The 19,664-nt window shown below is 47.4% G+C and carries 19 protein-coding genes; 4 read left to right on the top strand and 15 right to left on the bottom strand.

Features of this window, described 5'->3' with window-relative positions; all coding sequences use genetic code 11:
• Positions 1 to 122 precede the first annotated feature (122 nt).
• From DRW41_RS12870 to DRW41_RS12830, 9 genes are all read right to left on the bottom strand, one after another.
• Positions 123 to 1,256, bottom strand: a complete 1,134-nt coding sequence (locus DRW41_RS12870) for a conserved virulence factor C family protein (RefSeq protein WP_115452416.1) — start codon at positions 1,254 to 1,256, stop codon at positions 123 to 125.
• 209 nt (positions 1,257 to 1,465) lie between these two features.
• The gene (locus tag DRW41_RS12865) at positions 1,466 to 3,343 is read right to left on the bottom strand and encodes an ABC-F family ATP-binding cassette domain-containing protein (RefSeq protein ID WP_115452415.1); all 1,878 of its coding nucleotides are present in this window, start codon (positions 3,341 to 3,343) and stop codon (positions 1,466 to 1,468) included.
• Positions 3,340 to 3,987 carry an HD domain-containing protein gene (locus DRW41_RS12860; RefSeq protein ID WP_115452579.1) on the bottom strand — a complete coding sequence of 216 codons (648 nt, stop codon included), beginning with the start codon at positions 3,985 to 3,987 and terminating at the stop codon, positions 3,340 to 3,342. Before DRW41_RS12860 ends, DRW41_RS12865 begins: the two co-directional genes overlap by 4 nt.
• 289 nt (positions 3,988 to 4,276) lie before the next feature.
• Positions 4,277 to 5,125 (bottom strand): DegV family protein, encoded by an 849-nt coding sequence (locus DRW41_RS12855; protein WP_115452414.1) that lies wholly within the window; start codon positions 5,123 to 5,125, stop codon positions 4,277 to 4,279.
• A gap of 102 nt (positions 5,126 to 5,227) precedes the next feature.
• Positions 5,228 to 5,704: a glutathione peroxidase gene (locus DRW41_RS12850; protein ID WP_115452413.1), complete on the bottom strand. Its 477-nt coding sequence runs from the start codon at positions 5,702 to 5,704 to the stop codon at positions 5,228 to 5,230.
• Positions 5,705 to 5,734: 30 nt separating this feature from the next.
• The gene (locus DRW41_RS23005; protein WP_181884535.1) at positions 5,735 to 6,259 is read right to left on the bottom strand and encodes a hypothetical protein; all 525 of its coding nucleotides are present in this window, start codon (positions 6,257 to 6,259) and stop codon (positions 5,735 to 5,737) included.
• A gap of 123 nt (positions 6,260 to 6,382) precedes the next feature.
• Positions 6,383 to 8,068, bottom strand: a complete 1,686-nt coding sequence (locus DRW41_RS12840; RefSeq protein ID WP_439330871.1) for a formate--tetrahydrofolate ligase — start codon at positions 8,066 to 8,068, stop codon at positions 6,383 to 6,385.
• A gap of 149 nt (positions 8,069 to 8,217) precedes the next feature.
• Positions 8,218 to 10,404 carry a type IA DNA topoisomerase gene (locus tag DRW41_RS12835; RefSeq protein ID WP_115452411.1) on the bottom strand — a complete coding sequence of 729 codons (2,187 nt, stop codon included), beginning with the start codon at positions 10,402 to 10,404 and terminating at the stop codon, positions 8,218 to 8,220.
• 105 nt (positions 10,405 to 10,509) lie between these two features.
• Positions 10,510 to 10,767: a hypothetical protein gene (locus DRW41_RS12830; protein WP_115452410.1), complete on the bottom strand. Its 258-nt coding sequence runs from the start codon at positions 10,765 to 10,767 to the stop codon at positions 10,510 to 10,512.
• A 249-nt stretch (positions 10,768 to 11,016) separates the two neighbouring features.
• Between DRW41_RS12830 and cspD the strand changes: the two genes are divergently transcribed.
• Positions 11,017 to 11,217, top strand: coding sequence for a cold-shock protein CspD (gene cspD, locus DRW41_RS12825; protein ID WP_115452409.1), 201 nt, complete (start codon positions 11,017 to 11,019; stop codon positions 11,215 to 11,217).
• A 48-nt stretch (positions 11,218 to 11,265) separates the two neighbouring features.
• Here the strand turns inward: cspD and DRW41_RS12820 are convergent, their stop codons facing one another.
• Positions 11,266 to 11,475, bottom strand: a complete 210-nt coding sequence (locus tag DRW41_RS12820; RefSeq protein ID WP_115452408.1) for a zinc-finger domain-containing protein — start codon at positions 11,473 to 11,475, stop codon at positions 11,266 to 11,268.
• 14 nt (positions 11,476 to 11,489) lie between these two features.
• On the bottom strand, positions 11,490 to 12,146 hold the full coding sequence (locus DRW41_RS12815; protein ID WP_115452407.1) for a reverse transcriptase-like protein: 657 nt from the start codon (positions 12,144 to 12,146) through the stop codon (positions 11,490 to 11,492).
• 175 nt (positions 12,147 to 12,321) lie between these two features.
• On the opposite strand from DRW41_RS12815, the gene DRW41_RS12810 reads away from it, so the two are divergent.
• Together DRW41_RS12810 and DRW41_RS12805 are read left to right on the top strand one after the other, a co-directional pair.
• Positions 12,322 to 12,711, top strand: coding sequence for a reverse transcriptase-like protein (locus DRW41_RS12810; RefSeq protein WP_115452406.1), 390 nt, complete (start codon positions 12,322 to 12,324; stop codon positions 12,709 to 12,711).
• Positions 12,704 to 13,639: a DMT family transporter gene (locus DRW41_RS12805; protein ID WP_115452405.1), complete on the top strand. Its 936-nt coding sequence runs from the start codon at positions 12,704 to 12,706 to the stop codon at positions 13,637 to 13,639. Before DRW41_RS12810 ends, DRW41_RS12805 begins: the two co-directional genes overlap by 8 nt.
• Positions 13,640 to 13,656: 17 nt before the next feature.
• Here DRW41_RS12805 and DRW41_RS12800 read toward each other — a convergent pair whose 3' ends face one another.
• Together DRW41_RS12800 and DRW41_RS12795 are read right to left on the bottom strand one after the other, a co-directional pair.
• Positions 13,657 to 13,926: a DUF6123 family protein gene (locus tag DRW41_RS12800; protein WP_115452404.1), complete on the bottom strand. Its 270-nt coding sequence runs from the start codon at positions 13,924 to 13,926 to the stop codon at positions 13,657 to 13,659.
• 45 nt (positions 13,927 to 13,971) lie between these two features.
• Positions 13,972 to 14,463 carry a divergent PAP2 family protein gene (locus DRW41_RS12795; protein ID WP_115452403.1) on the bottom strand — a complete coding sequence of 164 codons (492 nt, stop codon included), beginning with the start codon at positions 14,461 to 14,463 and terminating at the stop codon, positions 13,972 to 13,974.
• Positions 14,464 to 14,543: 80 nt separating this feature from the next.
• On the opposite strand from DRW41_RS12795, the gene sspL reads away from it, so the two are divergent.
• Positions 14,544 to 14,684 carry a small, acid-soluble spore protein L gene (gene sspL / locus DRW41_RS12790; RefSeq protein ID WP_115452402.1) on the top strand — a complete coding sequence of 47 codons (141 nt, stop codon included), beginning with the start codon at positions 14,544 to 14,546 and terminating at the stop codon, positions 14,682 to 14,684.
• Positions 14,685 to 14,820: 136 nt separating this feature from the next.
• Here sspL and DRW41_RS12785 read toward each other — a convergent pair whose 3' ends face one another.
• Together DRW41_RS12785 and DRW41_RS12780 are read right to left on the bottom strand one after the other, a co-directional pair.
• The gene (locus DRW41_RS12785) at positions 14,821 to 15,714 is read right to left on the bottom strand and encodes a 5'-3' exonuclease (RefSeq protein ID WP_115452401.1); all 894 of its coding nucleotides are present in this window, start codon (positions 15,712 to 15,714) and stop codon (positions 14,821 to 14,823) included.
• 127 nt (positions 15,715 to 15,841) lie between these two features.
• Complete coding sequence (locus tag DRW41_RS12780) at positions 15,842 to 19,492, bottom strand: dynamin family protein (RefSeq protein ID WP_115452400.1); 3,651 nt, start codon at positions 19,490 to 19,492, stop codon at positions 15,842 to 15,844.
• Positions 19,493 to 19,664: the final 172 nt, after the last annotated feature.

Raw genomic sequence — 19,664 nt, 5'->3', positions numbered from 1 at the left:
CCTCCATTCCTATTCGTTAGGATACTATATTTTACGCCAATTCCAAAATCCTTGCTCTCAAAAACCAGAAAGTCCAAGTTTATTTTTTACATGATTTTGTGGAGTAACAGCACGATGTTGCTCTACGAATTCGCTTTCCTTGCTTCGGTCATTTGCTTCCATACAGAGCCCTTCGCTTCTTCGCCGCCTTCAATCCGTGCAAGAGCCATTTTTGCTTGCATTGCGACCTCGAATTCAGGATCATCTGCCGCTTCCTTAAGGGCATCGAGAGCAGATTCGTCTCCGACTTCATATAGGAACATGGCCGCACGCCAGCGTACAAGCTTGCTCGAGTCTTTTAGAGCTTCCGCCATTGCGGGTGTCGCTTCGGCATAGCCAAGGTCGGATAAACAATCGCCGGCGGTTCTTCTGACGGTTACCGTCTTATCTTTCAACGCTCTATATAGAAGGGGAAGTACAGCTTTATCATCAATCATCCCAAGATAGACAGTCGCAAGCCTCCTAATTGAGGGTTTCTCATCCTGGAGGGCTTTTTCGAGCAGCGGCAAATCCTCAAGTTCGGGGTCGGGCATTTGTTCAAGCTTTTGGTAACGCACCCTCCAGTCAGGATTTTCAAGAGCATCCGCGGTTATTTTATGGCGCTCTCGCGGCTGCCTTGCCTGGATGGAGGAACCGCCGGCCTGCGCAGCATTAACAAGTTCCTCAAGCCGTGACTCAGGATAAGCGGCGGTGAGTTCCTCAATAACTTCATTGCCAATATGATCAAAATCCCCGTAACGGACGCCAAAATCCTGCCATTTACGGAGCAGTATGTAATTATCGCCATCCAGCTGGGCCTTTTCCCTGGCGGCCAGGAAATGGGCAGGCATGCCAAAACGCCTTTCTTCGTTGCCATCCGTCAATTTTACCTGAAGGGGTATATCCTTGAACATTTGAACCTGGACTTGGATCTCTCCGAAACTTGGGGAGTCGGGGCTTGCCTTTCCCTCGTTTTCCGCGGATTCGCCAAAGGCTTCCCTTACTTTCGCAAGGAGTTCTTTCCAGTCGTACTTCGCATTCCGTTCAACGGCGATAAAATCGGCGACATGGTAAACGCCTTTTACTCCTTCAATTTCAAGCACCTTTTTTATAACGGGAGGGGCTCCCTCTTGGTTTTCTTTCTTATAATTATGGCTCTTGCCCATCGGCAATTCCTGATCTAGGTTGATTTTCATTGTATTCGGGCTGGGCGTCGGTTCTATGGACATGATTTTCACTTTGTTCACCTCACCTCTACTGTAACATAATGGCTTTTCCATTTCATTTATAGTAATTACTTTTTGTATAGTAAAAACTTTACCTTTGGATGAAGACACTTTCAACCGATTTTCCTGCCCAAAACTGTTTTCATAAACCCGATGAAGACAGTTTCAATGGGTCTTCCAAATCAAAACTGTCTTCATTCGCATGGAAACTTACCCACCAATTACCCCTCGGCGATTTCAGAAAGATAAGACCAGCGCTCAATCAGCCTCTCGAGTTCTTCGTTCAGTTCCGTCTCTTCCTTCATAAGGTTGTGCGCAAGCTCGAAATTGCTGCCTGTCGATGCCATTTCGGTAGAAATCTCTTCCAGCCTCGCTTCAATGGAGGCGATTTTATCGTCGATTGTTTCCCATTCCTTCTGCTCCTGATAGGTCATCTTTTTCTTCTTTTCCTTCACCCTCGCCGGGTGTTCGGCTACCGGTTTTACTGCAGGCTCGGCTTTTTCCGTTTCCTGCTCGAGGTATTCCGAATAATTGCCATAATAGGTGCCAACTACCCCGCCGCCCTGCAAAATAAGCAGCTGCTCGGCTGTTTTATCAAGGAAATACCGGTCGTGCGAAACAGTAATAACTACGCCGGGAAAGTCCTCCAGATAATCTTCGAGAACGGTCAGCGTCTGCGTGTCCAAATCATTGGTCGGCTCATCGAGAAGCAGGACGTTTGGTGCATCCATCAATATTTTCAGCAAATACAAGCGGCGCTTCTCCCCGCCGGAAAGCTTTCGGATCGGCGTCCCGTGTGAAGCCGGAGGAAACAAAAACCTTTCAAGCATTTGGGAAGCTGAAATCGTTTTGCCATCAGTCGTTTCAATAACCTGGGCGGTTTCCTTGATGTATTCAATCATCCTTAAGCTGTCATCCATGTCTTCGTTTTCCTGTGTGTAGTAGCCGATTTTCACCGTCTGGCCCATTTCATATTCCCCGCTGTCCAACGGGATCCGTTTAGCCAGAATATTCAATAACGTGGATTTCCCGGTCCCGTTGCGGCCGATGATGCCGAGCCTGTCACCTGGTTTCACAAGCAAATTGAAGCGGTCGAGAATAACCGTGCCTCCAAATGATTTGCTGGCATCCTTCAGCTCGAACACTTGCTTTCCAAGCCGGCTGCCACTCAAAGAAATATCGACTTTTTCACCGCTCCGCTTGCTGGATATCTGATCCTGAAGTGTTTCAAACCGGTCAATCCTCGCCTTTTGCTTCGTCGACCTCGCCTGCGCCCCCCTGCGAATCCATTCGAGTTCCCGCCTGAAAAGGTTTTTCTTTTTTTCATGGGTTGCCGCCTCGTTTTCTTCACGGATGGCTTTCGCTTCAAGAAAGCTTGCATAGTTACCTTTGTATGTGTACAAATTGCCGCCGTCCAATTCCATAATCCGGTTTGTGACCCGATCAAGGAAATAGCGGTCGTGTGTGACTAGCAGGACAGACCCGCCGTAGCTTTTCAGGTAGTCCTCAAGCCATTTTACCGAGTTGAAATCAAGATGGTTCGTCGGCTCATCAAGAATCAGCAAATCAGGGGCTTCAATCAGGACGCCGGCAAGGGCGACACGCTTTTTTTGGCCGCCTGACAGTTCGCCGATTTTTTTCGAAAACCCTTCAACCCCGAGCTTTGTTAAAATTGTTTTGGCATCTGTGCTCGCATCCCAGCCGTTGACAGAGTCCATTTCCTTTTGAAGCTCGAACAGCCTATCCTGAATCCTTGGATCCCCTGGTGCGGCCTCAAGCCTCGCCAGGCATTCTTCGTATTTCCTCATCGTCCTGACAACCGGAGCATCTCCATGATAGACCTGTTCAAGGACTGTCAATTCGGGATCCAGATCAGGCTGCTGGTCAAGGTACGCGATCCTGTACTCCTTCGGGGCGGTAATTTCGCCGAAATCGGAATCATCGACGCCCGCGATAATTTTCAACAGGGAGGACTTTCCTGTTCCATTTATCCCGATCAGTCCAATTTTCTCTTTTTCGCTAATGGTAAAAGAAATGCCGTTAAATAATTTCTTTTCCCCATATGTTTTCGAGAGGTTTTCAACAGTCAGCATTTTCATATTAAGCAATCCCACTCTCTGCTAAATTGGGTGAGGTAGGCTTCCATAAAGAGCTGCCGATCCTCAGCCATCTTGATGGCCGTTTCAGTATTCATCAAGCCCTTTAATTTTAAAAGCTTTTCGTAAAAATGGTTGATGCTTGATGATTTTCCGTTTCTGTACTCTTCGACGGTCATATTTTCACGGACGCCGAGTTCCGGCGCGAAGATTTGCTGGCCCTTTTTGCCTCCATAGGCAAAAGCACGCGCGATACCAATAGCGCCAATCGCATCTAGGCGGTCGGCGTCCTGGACAATTCTTGCTTCAATGGAGGGAAGCTCTTCGCCATTCCCGCCTTTAAAAGAAATCGAGTAGACGATTTCGTTGATTTTTTGTTTAGTAGTTTGATCCAGCCCCAGCGTCTCTAGGAATCCGTCCAGTTTATTCCTGCCAGCTTCTGCTGAATCATTCAGTTTTTCATCCGGTATATCATGGAGAAGCGCGGCCATTTCAATGATGTTCCGGTCACCAATTTCTTCCCCGGCGGCGATTATTAATGCATTCTTCCTGACCCTATCCACATGGTGCCAATCGTGGCCGGTCGGGTCTTCGCCCATCTCCTGCTTTACATACCGTTCTATTTCAGCAATCACTTTTTCCAAAATCCGCACTCCCTTCCATCCTGCTATTTTACCATGAAAAGAACATCCTGGTGAACCTCCCGCCAAACTCAACCCAGGGTTTTGGGAAATCATTTAATCATTAAGATTTTCCTCAAATTAAGCAGAATCATATGACTTCAAAACCGCCCACAGAAACACATCAGTCCCGCATCATTTCGACAAATTTCGGGCGGTGCCTGGCACTGTTCGTGTTTCGACAAAATTCGGGCGGTGCCAGGCACTGTTCGCATTTCTTCACATTCGCAAAAGAAAAAAGCGCCTAATTGGCACTTTAGTCGATGTTATGATACCAGCTGATCCCGAGGGTATTTTCGCCGGCGTGGACGCCAATGGTGGCTCCCAATGGGCAGCGCCTGAATGTGAGTTCCGGGAATTTCGGTTCGAGTTCCTTTTGCCATTCGAGCGCCTTGTCCTCGTGAAGACCATATAGGAGATAAACCTCTTTAAAATGATGTTTCTCATAGGCGGCTTTCAAATATCCTTCCATTTTTTCCTTCGCCTTTTTTGTATTGCGGACCTTCTCTTTTGTTTCCAGTCCTCCGTTTTCAATGGAAATGACAGGTGTGATGCTTAGCATGCTTCCGAGGAAAAATTGGAGTCCCCCCATGCGGCCGCTTCTGTGCAGCTGTTCAAGACTGCCAATTAGCACATACGTTTCATTCTCGTCACGGTGCTTCTCCAGCTCCAGTCTGATTTCCTCAACAGTTTTACCAGAACGTTCAAGCTCAATCCCCTTTTTAAGAAGGGCTGATAATGGAAATGCAAGTATCTTTGAATCAATTGTTGTGACTGGTATCTCGACAAGCTGGGCCGCCTGTTCGCTTGAGGAAACCGTGCCGCTCAGTTTTGAAGAAAGAAGCACGGCAATAATTTGGTCATAGTTCTCCGCCAGTTTGTCGTAAAGCTCCTTGAACGCCCCGACCGATGGCTGTGATGTTTTTGGAGGCGTCTTGAGTTCGCGCAGTTTCGCGTAAAGCTCCTCGGCTGTAAGGTCGATGCCGTCCGCGAATTCATCACCGTCAAGAATGACGGACAACGGAATCGTGTACAAATCAGGATTGTTTCTTAATTCTTCATCCAGAAAAGCCGTACTGTCTGTAACCCAGGCAGTCTTTTTCAAAATAAATCCCCCTTTTCTTCTGGAAAGCAACTTTTTTAATCTATGTATAGGTTTTTCCATTACCCATTATTATAGTATTTATTTCCGTTAAAATCACTGCCTCTATAGGAGGTTTTCAATATCTTTTGACAGTTCCCCCGGCTTGTCATTTGGTGCAAAGCGCTTAACAGGTTTGCCATCCCGGCCAATTAGGAATTTTGTGAAATTCCATTTGATCCGTTTGCTTCCCATGATGCCGGGTGCCTCCTTCGCAAGGTAGGAAAAGAGCGGATGCGCGTCATCACCGTTTACATCGATTTTCTCGAACATCGGGAACGTCACACCGTAATTCAGCTGACAAAACGCCTTGATCTCCTCTTCGTTTCCCGGCTCCTGGTTCATAAATTGATTGCAAGGAAAGCCAAGGATAGTAAAGCCGCGTTCATTGTATTTTTCAAACAGCTCCTGCAATTCTCCAAACTGGGGGGTAAAACCGCACTTGCTCGCTGTATTGACGATAAGCGTGACATTCCCTTCAAAACGGTTTAATGATACCTCTTCGCCGTCGATTAATCGCGCATTGAACTCGTAAATTGACATCCGTTTCCGCCCTCCCTGTTAAAATTGTTCTTAAACATACAAAATCGAATGCAGGCCTCTGGCCGTTTCTACCATGTAAATAGGAATTTCCTTGAGTTCCTCGATTTGCGCTTCGGTTACAAGCCTGTTGAAATCAACCATGATTTCATTTCTGATTTCCTCATTTTCCGAAAGCGGATCCCGGCTTGCTGATTGGATAATCTTTCGCTCGAGGCCCCATACCGAATTCACGTATGAATCGATGGTCCTGTATAAGGATGGAGCTTCTCTATGTTCTGCCCTGAAAAATAAAAAAAGTTCGCACCCCTCAAGCCCCCGTCCCGCTGAAGGCAATAGTTCCGAAGCCAGGTTTTCCAGCCCGGCAACAAGCCTAAGTTCAGCCACGATTCCAGGGGTATCCTTCACTTCGAACGAAACCGAGAACAGCCTCGAAAGCCTGGCAAGGTCAACGAGGTCCTTTCTGTCCGTAACAAGGATTTCTCCCGCTAAATCCAGGTCATAAACGGCGCCTTCCACAATTACTTTCATATTATCAAATGCTGTTGGATCAAACAATTTCCAAACCTCCCTTGTGAAAAGCTTAACCCATTCAGGCCTTTTACACTCCATCTTTACAAACCCAATTAAAAAGGAGGCCCTATATCAGGAGCCTCCCATAAAAACATCCAATTTGCTCGATTAGAACAATCCGACCGCGTTCCCTTTATCGTCGACATCCATGTTCAGGGCCGCCGGCTTTTTCGGCAGGCCAGGCATAGTCATGACTTCACCAGTAAGGGCGACGATGAAACCCGCGCCAATGGAAGGCTTAAATTCCCTGACCGTGATTGTGAATCCGGAAGGCCTTCCGACCAGGGCTGGGTTGTCAGATAGGGAGTACTGCGTTTTCGCCATACAGACAGGCAGGTTTGACCAGCCGAGTTTTTCAAACTCTTCAAGCTGCTTTTTCGCCTTTGATGAAAACTCGACATTATCACCGCCATATACCTTTTGGACGATTGTCCTAACTTTCTCGTCAATTGGATCCGAAAGATCATAAAGCGGCTGGAAGTTGTTTTCGCTTGCTTCAATAGCCTTGAGGACCTTTTGGGCAAGGTCGATTCCGCCCTCTCCGCCTTTTTCCCATACTTCGGTCAGCGCGGCTGGGACGTTTTCTTTGGCGCACCATTCAAGCAATGCTTTCACTTCTTCCTCCGTATCGGTTACAAAGCGGTTGATTGCGATAACAGGCGGCAAGCCAAATTCCTTAATTGTATCGATATGTTTTTTCAGGTTGGAGAATCCTAGTGTGAGCGCCGCGACGTTTTCTTTTCCAAGCTCGGCCTTCGGTACGCCGCCGTGCATTTTAAGCGCCCGGATAGTCGCCACGATGACAACTGCTTCAGGGCGGATGCCAGCGCTGCGGGATTTAATATGCAAAAATTTCTCAGCCCCAAGGTCTGCGCCAAATCCAGCCTCTGTAATTACGTAATCCGCCAGCTTCATAGCCGTTGTCGTCGCAATGACAGAGTTGCAGCCATGGGCAATATTCGCGAATGGTCCGCCGTGTACCATGGCCGGTGTATGCTCGATCGTCTGGACAAGGTTCGGCCTGATCGCATCTTTCAAAAGCAGCGCGAGTGCCCCTTCGACGCCAAGGTCTCCGGCTGTCACCGGCTCTTTTTTATCATTGTACGCGACAACCATGCGTGAAAGCCGTCTCTTCAGGTCGGCCATATCTGTCGCCAGGCAAAGGACAGCCATGATTTCGGAGGCCACGGTAATATCGAAGCCGTCTTCGCGCGGTACCCCCTGCACAGGGCCGCCCAGCCCGATAATGACTTTCCTGAGGGCGCGGTCATTCAGGTCAACCGCGCGTTTCCAGACAATTCTCCTTTGGTCGATCCGCAGCTCATTCCCCTGCTGTAGATGGTTGTCTATCAGAGCCGCCAAAGCGTTATTGGCGGTTGTAATCGCATGCAGGTCACCGGTGAAATGGAGGTTTATGTCTTCCATCGGCAAAACCTGGGCATATCCTCCGCCCGCGGCGCCGCCCTTTATACCCATCGTTGGGCCAAGTGATGGTTCGCGCATGGCGATCATCGCCTTTTTGCCAATCCGGTTAAAGGCATCCCCTAGACCAACGGTAACCGTCGATTTCCCTTCCCCGGCAGGTGTTGGGTTTATAGCCGTTACAAGGATGATCTTGCCGTCTTCCTTTGTTTTGAGTTTGTTCAACGCCTCAGTTGAAAGTTTAGCCTTGTACTTTCCATACATTTCGAGGTCGTCGCCCGAAAGCCCAATCTTCGCGGCAATTTCCGCGATGGGCAGCATTTTTGATTCCTGTGCAATTTCAATATCGGATTTGTGCTTCGTCTTTTCCAAAAAAATCCCCCGCATTCCCTGATTGAATTGTGGCAACTGCCATTCTATTGTAACAAATCCAGCGGCCGAAGTGAGTGATTTTTATCCCTATCTTATAATATCTTTCCCCTTAAGAAAAAAAGGAGCGGGATTTACCCTGCCCCTTCGATTTATTTCCTTTTCCTAGCCGCTTTCGGCTTGTTGTCGAATTCCATTTTCCATGAGTAATAGCCTTTTTCAACGTCTTTCTCATATCTCAGGATTGCGTCGAATTTCGAACCTTTTTTGCTTGTCAGCCCCTTGACATTTGCAGAGCCTTTTTTCAAAAGGCTTTTTACCATTGTGGCGGTAGGCTTCTTTTTTAAAGCGGCCAAGAACTTATCATTTTTCCAGACAACGAACTTACAGCCGCTTTTCCAATTGCTGCACCCGAAGCCTTTCTGCCCTTCGATGATGCCACCTGTTCCGCATTCCGGGCATTTTCCAAGCACTTCGGCCGTCTTCCTGGCTCTTGATACCTCCTGAAGGATTTCAGCCTTTCCTGATTTAATCCTTTCGACCGATTCGGAGGTAAAGCCAAAAATCATCTCAAGGAAATCATCCTTTTTCACTTTCCTTTTTTCAATGTCGGACAGTGTTTTTTCGAGCCTGCCAGTGAATTCGAGATCGAATAGTTCCCGGACCGGAAACGTTTCGACAAGGCGCTTTCCAAGGCTTGTACAAAGAAGGTTTTTATTTTGGGCCTCGATATATCCTATGTCTTTCAGCTTCTTGATTGTTTCCGCCCTTGTGGCAGGGGTGCCGATGCTGTAGCCGGCGAGGATTGATTCCATCATCTCTTCGCTGTCTTCCTCCTCATGGCCTTTTCCGCATGTCTCCATAACTCTGAGGAGCGTTTTCTCGGTATGATGCTTTGGCGGCTTCGTTACATGGGATGATAAATCGGTTTTGGCGATTTCGACTTGCTCGTTCAGCTGGACATTGGGCAGCGTTGTTTCCTTCGAATCTATTTTCTCAACCTTTTTCCATCCTTCTACGAGCTGGACCCGGCCTTTGGACACAAAATCCCCTTTCAACCCGGATTCAGGCACGGACGTGATGATTTTTGTTTCCTCGTATTCCGCCGCGGGCATGAACTGCATAATGAAGCGGTTTTTAATCGCATTGTAAACGATCGCTTCATCCGCTGTCAGTGATTTTGGAATCATGTATGTCGGCATGATGGCGCTATGGCTTTCGACCCTTGACGAATCGAAAACACGCCTTGATTTTGTAAAAACAACCTCGTCCTTGTAAGGGAGATTCTCCTTTAGAATATTCAAAACTTTAGCTGCTTTGCCGGCAAGTGTTTCCTCAAGGACCGAGCTTGCCGTACGCGGGTAGGTAATGTATTTTTTTTCGTATAGCGATTGGGCCACCTTCAAAACTTTATCGGAAGTCCAGCCCTTATACTTACTCGTAATAAAGCCTTGCAAGTTTGATAGATTGAAAAGGAACGGCGGGAGTTCGCGTTTTTTCTCTACCTTCTTGTCAGCAATCATTCCGCTGTGGCCTTCTAGGGCCGCCTGGACGGCTTCCAGTTCAGCCTTGTCCTTGAACTTCTCCTCGCCGCCTGCCTGATAGGTCCCTTCGTAATGTTCATTTCGCGCTGTTTTAAAAAGCGCGGTGAATTTAAAATATGTTTCCGGGATAAACCTTTCGATTTCCATATCCCTGTCATAAATGATTTTCAAGGTAGGCAGCAAAACCCTGCCGATATTCAATGCTTTTCCCGAGCCTTTTTGATATTTGAGCGTTGCCGCCGATGTCAGGTTGATACCAATTGCCCAGTCGGCCCATTGCCGGCTGACGCCCGCATCCTGGAGCGGTTTCAGTTCCGAATTCTCCTTGAGGGACTTAAGGCCGTCTAAAACCTCGGCTGGCGTCCATTCATTCAAAAGCAGCCGGTAAACCTGTTTTCCCGTCCTGCTATTGTAAATGATGCTATCGCCAATCAACTGGCCTTCCCGGTCAAAGTCGCACGCGGAAACGATTCCGTCAACGTCATTTCTTCGGATGAGGCTGTAAATCGTCTTCAGTTGCTTTTTAGCGCCAAAATCTTCCTTATCCCTATCTTTTGGGTCACTCTTCACCTTGTATTTAAACTGTTCCGGAATGAATGGAAAATTATCCATGTTCCACTTTGCCATTTTGGCATCATAATCTTTTGCGTCATAAAGCTGGAGAAGGTGGCCGAATGCCCATGTAATGATATAACTTTCGCCTTCATAAAAGCCGTCTTGTTTGCCTTTTATTTTTAAAGCATCCGCGATGTTTTTTGCCACGGATGGCTTTTCAGATATTATGACTTTCTTCACTGTTTCTACCACCAATCTAAAAACCGGAGATACATCCATTTTATCCTATTGCAGCGTGATGCTCAATCGGCCGCTCTATTAATGGACATGCAGCCCCGCACTCCCTTACTCGTAAAACCAGGCACTTTTTGGGACAACCGACCGGACGGTAAATAAAAACGATGGAAACTGCTCGGCTTCCAGGACTACAGCCCCGAGCCGATTGTGGAATAAAATGCCGCTGCCGGAATCGGCTATTTTCTCAATATCGACTTCTCTCCTAAGGAGCATCCGGCAAATCTCCTCGCGATCCGCCGCCCCGCAGGCAGATTCGCGTGAAAACCGCAGCATAATTTCCCTTTTGCCTTTTTCCAGCCTGTACATTCCCTCACCCTTTTCTTTTTGGATAGTAAAGGGTATGGCGTAAATATTTTTTTATGAACAATACTGCCCGGAAAACTGGCAGCGCTGGAAGTAATAGCGCTTTCATTCCTTGACTGCCGGGGGTTTTTCGTGTATATTTAATGCATCATGGTTCAGACTATTTCAGGAAGTTCCTGGACATCTGGTTCATGATAATATTCAACTCGGGCATCAAAGGATGCCTGCAAGGTTTTAGGAGGAAAAGGTTATATGCAAAACGGCAAAGTTAAATGGTTCAACAACGAAAAGGGCTATGGTTTCATCGAGGTAGAAGGCGGCGAAGACGTATTCGTCCATTTCTCCGCAATCCAGGGAGAAGGCTTCAAATCCCTTGAAGAGGGCCAGGAAGTTTCTTTTGAAATCGTTGAAGGCAACCGTGGGCCACAAGCTGCCAACGTAGTAAAACTTTAATTTCTAATTATAAAAAGCGATTTTTCAGGCTGGCATTGCGCCAGCCTTTTATTTTTGCATCCTGTTGCCTGCGAGCCTGCACCCCAGTTCCTTTATTTGGCCGCCCACCGTGCACTCGCTAATACAAAATTTATGGGATTTTCGCTTTCCTGAATCAAGAACATTTTGTCTGTACAAAAAGCAGCCTTCGCAGTAACCCTGAATCAGGCAATTTATCTCCTGCAGAAGCTGCTTTCTGCCAATCGCTTCCTTTTCCATGAGCAGCCTCCTTCCTATAGCAGCTGTGTTTTCGCATGTATTCTCTTCCCTTCAAGCGCCTGGCTCGCAAGCTTGTCGGCTTCTTTATTTTCCGAGCGGGAAATGACCTTGAATGAAGGCTTGATGCCGAGTGCTTCCAATTTCTTTTCAATCCGGTCAAGCCAGCGGTTCAGCACTTCCTCATAACACGGCCATTCTCCTTCAAGCTGTTTTAGAACTCCCTGGGAATCACCGCGTATTTCACAAGGCATATTTTTTATCTCGAATTCCTCAAGAAGAGTGGCGGCAAAGTAAAGGGCTGCATATTCCGCTTCGTTATTCGTTTCCATCTCACCGATCCGCTCATTTGCACGAACCCGGAACTTTTTTTTGCCCTGCCTGAAAAACAGGACCACCCCAAGACCTGCTTCATTCGTATCTTTCATGAAGCCGCCGTCAAAATAAACAACAACATCATGGGGATCCTCTTCTGTCTCCTCGAGGAGCTTCCTCATTTCCTTCATTGACCACTCGGTCCCAATTTCATCCTCAAAGGAAAATTCATGGGCTTTCCCTATTTTTTCGAGCTCCTCTGCAGACGCGAGCGCCAGGTCCCCTTCAAGCCAGTCGGAATGAAACCGGACCTTCCCGCCTCCCTTTATAGTAAAAAGCCATTCCAGTTTGTATTTCATCAAAAAACCTCCGTATTTCCTTTGTATCCTATATCTTTGCCATTAATATTAAAAAACCATTCTTTTCATGATACACATTTCAATCCTTCTTAAACGTTTACTTCCGAAAATATAATCTGTTACCACTGTCGTTTTATGATAAAATCACTTTAGCACAATAATGGAGGAATGGGTATTGATAGAAGTATACATCGACGGGGCAAGCGCGGGTAATCCTGGTCCAAGCGGCGCAGGCATTTTCATCAAAGGCCATGGGTCGGCGGAAAAGTACTCTTTGCCCCTCGGAATCATGACTAATCATGAAGCAGAATACCATGCGTTTATCAAGGCATTGGAAATCTGCCTTCAAAAAGGCTACAGGACCGTTTCATTCAGGACTGATTCGGAGCTTGTGAACAATGCTGTTGAAAAAGAATTCGCCAAAAATAAAAACTACGCGCCTCTCCTTGACCGGGCGCTTGAACTTACAAGGCAGTTCGATCTTTTTTTCATAAAATGGATCCCGGGGAGCGAAAACAAAGTAGCGGACGAATTATCAAGAATAGGGATTAGGAAAAATGAATAGGAGCCGCCATATTCTCGCTGACTCCGTTTTGCTTTTCGTAACGTTCATTTGGGGCATAACATTCGTGATGATCCAAAACGCCATTAGCTCCCTGGAGCCTTTTTCATTCAACGGTGTCCGTTTCCTCACAGCGGCGCTTTTGCTTGCCATATGGCTTCTGCTTGCTGACCGGAAACAACTATCCCTGGTGACCCCGCGTCTAATCCTATCAGGCGCGTTTCTCGGCCTGTTCCTTTTTGTCGGCTATGCGTCACAAACCGCCGGGCTTTTGTATACAACTTCCTCAAAAGCCGGATTTATCACCGGGCTGAGCGTGGTCCTTGTCCCGCTCTTTTCTTTCCTGCTTATGAAACAGCAGCCCGGAAGGAATGCTGTAATAGGAGTATTGGTGGCGACAGTAGGATTGTTCCTCCTGACAATGACAGGAGTTTCTCCGTTAAATAAGGGGGATGGCCTCGTCTTTATTTGCGCTATCGGCTTCGCCTTGCATATTTTGTTTACTGGAAAATACAGCAGCCTGTACCCTTCCCTTCTACTTACAATTGTCCAAATTGCAACTGTTGGAATCCTGTCTTCTGTTTCGGCATTATTTTTTGAAAACTGGCAAAAAGCGTTCCAGCCCGAGATTATTTTTTCAAGCGAGGTCTTGATTGCACTCCTTGTTACATCACTTTTCGCGACAGCGATCGCTTTTTTAGCCCAAACTGCCTTCCAGAAACATACATCGGCTACAAGGGTTGCACTCATATTCGCGATGGAACCGGTTTTTGCCGCTGGAGCGGGATACTTTTGGGCAGGTGATATCCTTACCATTTCGGCACTCGCGGGATGCCTGTTCATTTTCTTGGGAATGGTTATCTCGGAACTGCCCCCCCGCCAAAAAAAACTTATGGAAATCCCACTGAATGTTGAAAAGCCGGGTGCATAGCCCGGCTTTTTTTCCTCTTAAAGGAATAGCAGTCCCTGTTCTTTTACATAGTCAAGGGCAGCCTGCCTTGTATGAATTTGATTGGAAACAAGCGTTTCCAATAGAGAAACATAGAAGCTGCCTTCGAACCCGATTTGGGCTTTCAGCGTCAGCTCAATCGCGGCAATCGCCACCTCATCTGGGGCGTTTGTATAATGCTTGCCGAAGTAAATGAAACCAATGGCATCTTCCTGCAATTGAAAGCCTTTCGCCTTCAAATCCTGCAGGTAAAGGTCGACCGTCTGCACCTTTATGACCCATCCTTCCTGATTTTACAAACATATATTCTGTTTTTAGTTTACTGTAAAACCAGACGTTTTGCTATCATTTTTTGTCAAAAGATGTCCGATGTAACCTGCCAAAAGCCCCAAAAGCGCTCCTCCGAGTACTTCCTCGGGTTTGTGCCCCAGCATTTCCTTCAGCCTTTTTGGCGTTTTTTCCTCAAACTCTACCGTTGATTCGTCATGGTGTATTTTATCGATTAGTTCATCCAACGAATTTACTTTCAGAGTCAGTTCCCCGGTCTGCCTCCTGATTCCCTGGGCATCGTACATGACGATTAGCCCGTATACGAGGGATAGCGCGAAATCGGCAGTCGGAACTCCCCTTTTAAGCGCAATGAAAGTTGTCAGGGATGAAACTCCGGCCGAGTGGGAGCTCGGCATGCCTCCCGTCTGGAAAAACAGCTCCGGGCGCCACTCCTTTTCTTTTACATAGTGGATCGGTATTTTTAGGCCCTGGGCGAGCCCAATGCTTAATAATGAAACAATGACTCCCTTGTTCAATTCCTTCACCCCTTCTCGAAAGTTAACACGTGTTTTTTATTATTCCCTGAGGGGATACTAAGAAAACAGGAGGTGACGAAATGAGCAAAAATGACGGCAACAACAGGGGGACAAAAGCCCCAGGCGTGAATCCACAAGGATTTGGACAGGATGCGACTCGCACACCCGACCCAAAAAGTGAACTAGAAGAAAGGGCAAAAAAAAGCAATACCCGCCGGTAGCTAGAAAAGCGCAAGCGCCCGTTTAGCGCTCGACAGGACTGGAGGGAAGCAACTGCTATGAGTTACTTCCCCGCCCATAAACAATGCCCGCTCCTTATCGGAAACGGGCAGTCTTTCGTATTCTGGCTTTACGTAATTAAAAAACAACTTCGGAACGAAAAGGAACCATTCGTGCGATTCCCCTTAGGCCGGTATCCAAGAGCATCGATTCAACTTTTTCCCTATCGGGAGAAAATACGGCGGCTTCCAAGTCACAATCAACCGGTACGCTGCAATGGATTTCCGCAAGTTTCCTTGACAGGTGGAGCATTTCGAGGTCCTGTTCGATTTTCGACCTATGGGATTTGGAAAGCAGCTCGAGGTTTTCAAGAATGCCTTCGATATGGCCATGCTCCTTTAATAGCTTCAACGCCGTTTTTTCACCAATGCCCTTGACTCCCGGATAATTATCGCTCGGGTCGCCCATGAGCGCCTTTAGGTCAATCATTTGCCTAGGTATCAATCCGCATTCTTCAAAAAAGGATCCCGGGGTATGGACCTGATAATTGCCGAACCCTTTCTTAAGCAAAATAACCGTCACTGCGTCATCAAGCAATTGAAGGATGTCGCGGTCGCCTGTCAAGATCGAAATGGGCATTGAACCGCCAAGCTGCCTTGCGATGGTTCCGATGCAGTCATCCGCTTCATAGCCCGCGAGGCCGATGTTCGGAATGTCAAAGGCGCTCACAACCTCCTTCGCCAAATCGAACTGGGGAATCAATTCGACAGGCGCTTCCCCCCGGTTCGCCTTGTAGCTATCGAAAAGTTCGGTGCGGAATGTCTTGCTCCCCATATCCCAGCAAACGGCAAGATGGGATGGGGAAAATTCCGAAACGGCGGCCAGCATATGTTTAAGGAACCCATGGACCGCATTCGTCGGCATCCCTTTGGCATTGATCATGAACTGGCCAGACACGGCTGTGGCGTAAAAAGCCCTGAACAAAAGCGCCATGCCGTCAATGAGCATCAACGAATCCTTTTTGTTATCCATCAATAATATCCTCCATAAAAAAAGGTGCAGAAATGCGCCTTGAAATTTTAGGTTTTGTTAGCAGACAGGCATTTTCCTGAAAAAATCCTGTCTATATTATAGCATAAAACCTATGAAAATAGTTGATTTATTTGCTGAGCGACTGAAGCTGCTTTAAAGACTCCTCGAGCCTGTCCGCGTCGATTCCGCCATCCAAAACTTCAAACATTGCGGTGAAATGGTTTTCAACCTGCATGCGAAGGTTTTCCGCTATTGAATCGAAAAGCTGTCCCGCAAGAGATCTTCCGTAAACATCGAGTCTTTCGGACTGGCTGCTAAGATAACTGTCCGCCCCAGGGCTAAGAGCCGCCTCTAGTTGTTCCTGCATCACTTTTTTACCGTTCTTTTCAAAGAAATCCTTTGGATTTTTAAACAGTGCCAGCTGCTTTGAAAATTTAGACCTGTCTAAATCGGACAATCCAGCCGGAAACTCGATTCCCCGTGGTTTTGGAAAATCGAAACCTGAAAAGCTGATTCCTTCACACATTTCCGAAAGGTCTTTCACGAGTCCCTCGCGGAAATCGGAAACCGCCCTGGCAGTGAACTTTTCAATACGTAGCGCGGTCGCCCTCATTTCCTGCCCCAGGTCGTGGCCAAGGCTGTCAAGGAGGTCGCCAAGGGCCCCATCAAGCGATTTTTTTATATTACGGCTTCCACTGTTTAGCACGGAGGGATTAAAGGACTCGCGGAAAAAGTCGCCGAACCTGAGGAAGACTCTTTGCTTGCAGTAATGTACAAGCTCCTGCACCTCCTGGGAAATCCGTTGTTCGAGCGGACCGGAAGTTTGTGCGAAAATAAACGAAGATGCTTCCGATTTCAATTCCTTAAGCTGTCGTCTCCGTGCTTCCGCGTTGGAAACGGCATCCTTCGCTGAAGCAACAAGAGAGGACACCCTTTTTGCGGCATGCTCAAGATCCTTTATCGCGGAGGCGGCCGCCATGCTCGCAAGCCCCTCGTTGATAAAACGGAAGAACGGCTCTTCAAAGCCCGAAATACCTGAAACGGCGCTAACATCGCCATCCATCTTTTCCTTTAAGGCTAAAAGCGAGGATAGTGGATGCAAGGATGGATTTCTGACCCCATAGTTAGCGAGCTGCCCCTTCACATAATTGAGGACAAGTTCCTTTTCTTCTTCATCCTTCGCAAGGTCGATGGCATTAACGATAAAGAACATTTTATCAAGTTCGAATACTTCCTTAACCCTTCCAAGCTGAATAAGAAATTCACGGTCGGCCCTTGAGAACGCATGATTGTAGTAGGTGACGAACAGGATGGCGTCCGCGTTTTTAATATAATTGAAAGCAACCCCCGTGTGCCTCGCATTAATCGAGTCCGCCCCCGGGGTATCTACGAGGCTGATTCCCATCCGTGTCAGCGGGCAATCGTAATACAAATCGATCCACTCCGCGAAACATGATTTCTCTTCTTTCGCGACAAAATCGGCGAAATCGGCCATGCCAGCGTAAATTTTTGTTCCAAGGTTCTCCCTGGCTGCCGAATATCCATTCTCAAAAGCGTTCAGGAAAGAAAGGTTCGCTTTCTCGGCTGTTTCGCCCTGGAATGGCCTTTTCTCAAGTTCCCTCGTTTTATCGAGCGCTTCTTCCAGGGAAGCGGCCTTTCCAGAAAAAAACTTCAGTGCTTTGTTGACATCGGCGAGAAGGCTGTCCGGCTCCTTCATTTTTACAACGACCGTGCCGTGCGGATGTTCATTGTCCACAGGTTTGATCCTGCATATCGAAGCGGTCGTCGGATTCGGGGAAACCGGCAAAATATTCCCGCCGATTAGCGCATTGGCAAAAGATGATTTCCCGGCGCTGAATGCCCCGAAAAGAGCGACAGTGTAAGAACTTTTCTCAAGCTTGCCGGCTTTTTCGCGCAGCTCGCCCGCCATATGGGCAAAACCGGGAAGCGTTTCGATAATTTGAGCGGCATCCCTAAGCCTTAAAGCGATTGCTTCCCCGGTTTCAGCCTGGGTTTCAAGCTTTTTCGGTGTCCCTTGCCGGATTTCCCGGAACTCGTTTTCGATTGTGGCGGCTTTTGCAAAACTTTCACCGCGGATAATCTTGACATTTTCATCCTCCCGGCGGAAAAGCCATTCCGGCAATTCCGGTCCTATTTCCTGGGTGTGTCCAATGATTGTGTCAAGTTCGTTTTTCGCGGCCTCACAATCCGCATCCATCTCCGACAGCCTTATTCTTGCACTCTTGGCCTCTGCGAGGAGTTCAAGTTCACGCTTTTCACCGTCCGCAAGCTTTTCCGCCATGCCGCGAATTGCCTTGCTATATTCTTTGTTAAATTCGAAAATCCTGTCCCTTGCCGCTTTCTTTATTTCAGCCGACAGCTCATCCGTATATGTCAGCAAATAATCGCCTGAAAGAAGAGCTCCCTTCTTAAGCGGTTTCTCGAGCAACTCGATTGAGACGGGAATCGAAAAGTTTCTAGCCATCCCTTCAAGCTGGGCGTCCCTTATTCCCTTTTCCTTTAAAAGGCCGAGCAATAGATCCCGGATGTGCCATTCTGCCTGTTGTTTCGTCTTTTCACTCACCGCTTCGAGAAACGTATCCCTGCGCGACTTTTTTTCGGCGGTTGTTTTTCCCGCGGTGAATAGGAAACCGACTTTAAAGCCCGGCTGCTCAGATTCTAGATACGCATTCGCGAGCTCCCTTGTTTCAAACGGCATCAGATAAGCGTTGTTGAGTATTTGCCCCGCTTTTTCATCCAGTTCCCGCAATGCTTGTTCGGCGGAATCCTCAAGCCGGGAAAGCTCTTCATTAATCTGGCGGCTCCTTTCCTCCAGCGAATCTTCAGCGCCAAACGGGTTCGCCGCAAGGAGTTCGTTAAGCCTCGCCCGTTCCTCCTCCTGGCTCAAGGACAGATTCAGGATATAATCCTGCGCGATTTTACCCAATGAGGCCAGGGTCGAGTCTTCCAGCAGATTCCAACCGCTTCCCAGCTTTGTATGGATTAACTTTTCCAGGTCGGAGTACTGGTTTTCCTTGTGGGACGGTTTTTTCAGAGATGTATAAAAAATTCCGGCAGGGCTTACTCCCCAGGAACGGAAGGATGCTTCAACACTTTCCTTAAAATCAAGAAAACTTAGTTCGTCTTCCCTGTGCTTGTCAATTTGGTTGACTACAAGGTATACCTCCTTGCCCGCGTCCTGAAGCTCTTTTGTAAAAAGGAAATTCACTTCGGATTGGACATGGTTGTAATCCATGACATAAAAAACGAGATCCGCGAGATGGATAGCGGATTCGGTCGCAATCCTGTGCGCATCGTCGGCTGAATCGATTCCCGGAGTATCAAGGATGACCGTATTTTCAGGTAGAGAGGAACCCTGCCGGCTAATTTCAATCTCCTCGATTTCGTCGCCGTCAAGGCAATGGCTCTTTACCGCTTCATAGTCATACGGCGGCAAATAAAGCCAAGGAATGTCCTTTTTGAAAAAAACCTTGGCATATTCCTCCCCCGATTTCACTTTGACAAGATTCGCGCTTGTCGGAATTGGGCTTGAAGGAAGGATATCTTCGCCCGCAATTCTGTTTATCAATGAGGATTTTCCAGCTGAAAAGTGCCCGCAGAAGGCGATTGCCTGCTCCTTCGCTCCGTATTTCCACCCTAGCTGCTTTACTTTATGGGCTGATTCCAAATCCCCATTTTTTTCAAAATAATCATAAAGCCCGGAGATGACGCCTTTAAGTCTACTTTCTGATATGCGCTCCATTTCTGCCTGAACCATGAAAAAAATTCCCCTTCGAATAAAATAATATCCTTTTCATTTTATACGAAAATTCTTTCATTTCCCATAAAGAAGTTACTATTTCCACCATATATAAAGCAAAAAACCAGGAGGATCCCTGGTTTTAATTAAAATCGTATATAAGATTCATCATTATCTAGTTGGCCTGGCA

The organism is Neobacillus piezotolerans, assembly GCF_003362805.1.
Taxonomy (GTDB): Bacteria; Bacillota; Bacilli; order Bacillales; family Cytobacillaceae; genus Bacillus_D; species Bacillus_D piezotolerans.
The sequence above is the reverse complement of the archived record's forward strand: the minus strand, read 5'-3'. Positions and strand labels throughout refer to the sequence as shown.

Coding starts and splice junctions, on each gene's coding strand:
- cspD (WP_115452409.1), top strand. CDS start 11,017: ATGCAAAACGGCAAAGTTAAATGGTTCAACAACGAAAAGGGCTATGGT.
- DRW41_RS12830 (WP_115452410.1), bottom strand. CDS start 10,767: ATGTACAGGCTGGAAAAAGGCAAAAGGGAAATTATGCTGCGGTTTTCA.
- DRW41_RS12805 (WP_115452405.1), top strand. CDS start 12,704: ATGAATAGGAGCCGCCATATTCTCGCTGACTCCGTTTTGCTTTTCGTA.
- DRW41_RS12850 (WP_115452413.1), bottom strand. CDS start 5,704: ATGTCAATTTACGAGTTCAATGCGCGATTAATCGACGGCGAAGAGGTA.
- DRW41_RS12780 (WP_115452400.1), bottom strand. CDS start 19,492: ATGGTTCAGGCAGAAATGGAGCGCATATCAGAAAGTAGACTTAAAGGC.
- sspL (WP_115452402.1), top strand. CDS start 14,544: ATGAGCAAAAATGACGGCAACAACAGGGGGACAAAAGCCCCAGGCGTG.
- DRW41_RS12815 (WP_115452407.1), bottom strand. CDS start 12,146: ATGAAATACAAACTGGAATGGCTTTTTACTATAAAGGGAGGCGGGAAG.
- DRW41_RS12820 (WP_115452408.1), bottom strand. CDS start 11,475: ATGGAAAAGGAAGCGATTGGCAGAAAGCAGCTTCTGCAGGAGATAAAT.
- DRW41_RS12865 (WP_115452415.1), bottom strand. CDS start 3,343: ATGAAAATGCTGACTGTTGAAAACCTCTCGAAAACATATGGGGAAAAG.
- DRW41_RS12785 (WP_115452401.1), bottom strand. CDS start 15,714: ATGGATAACAAAAAGGATTCGTTGATGCTCATTGACGGCATGGCGCTT.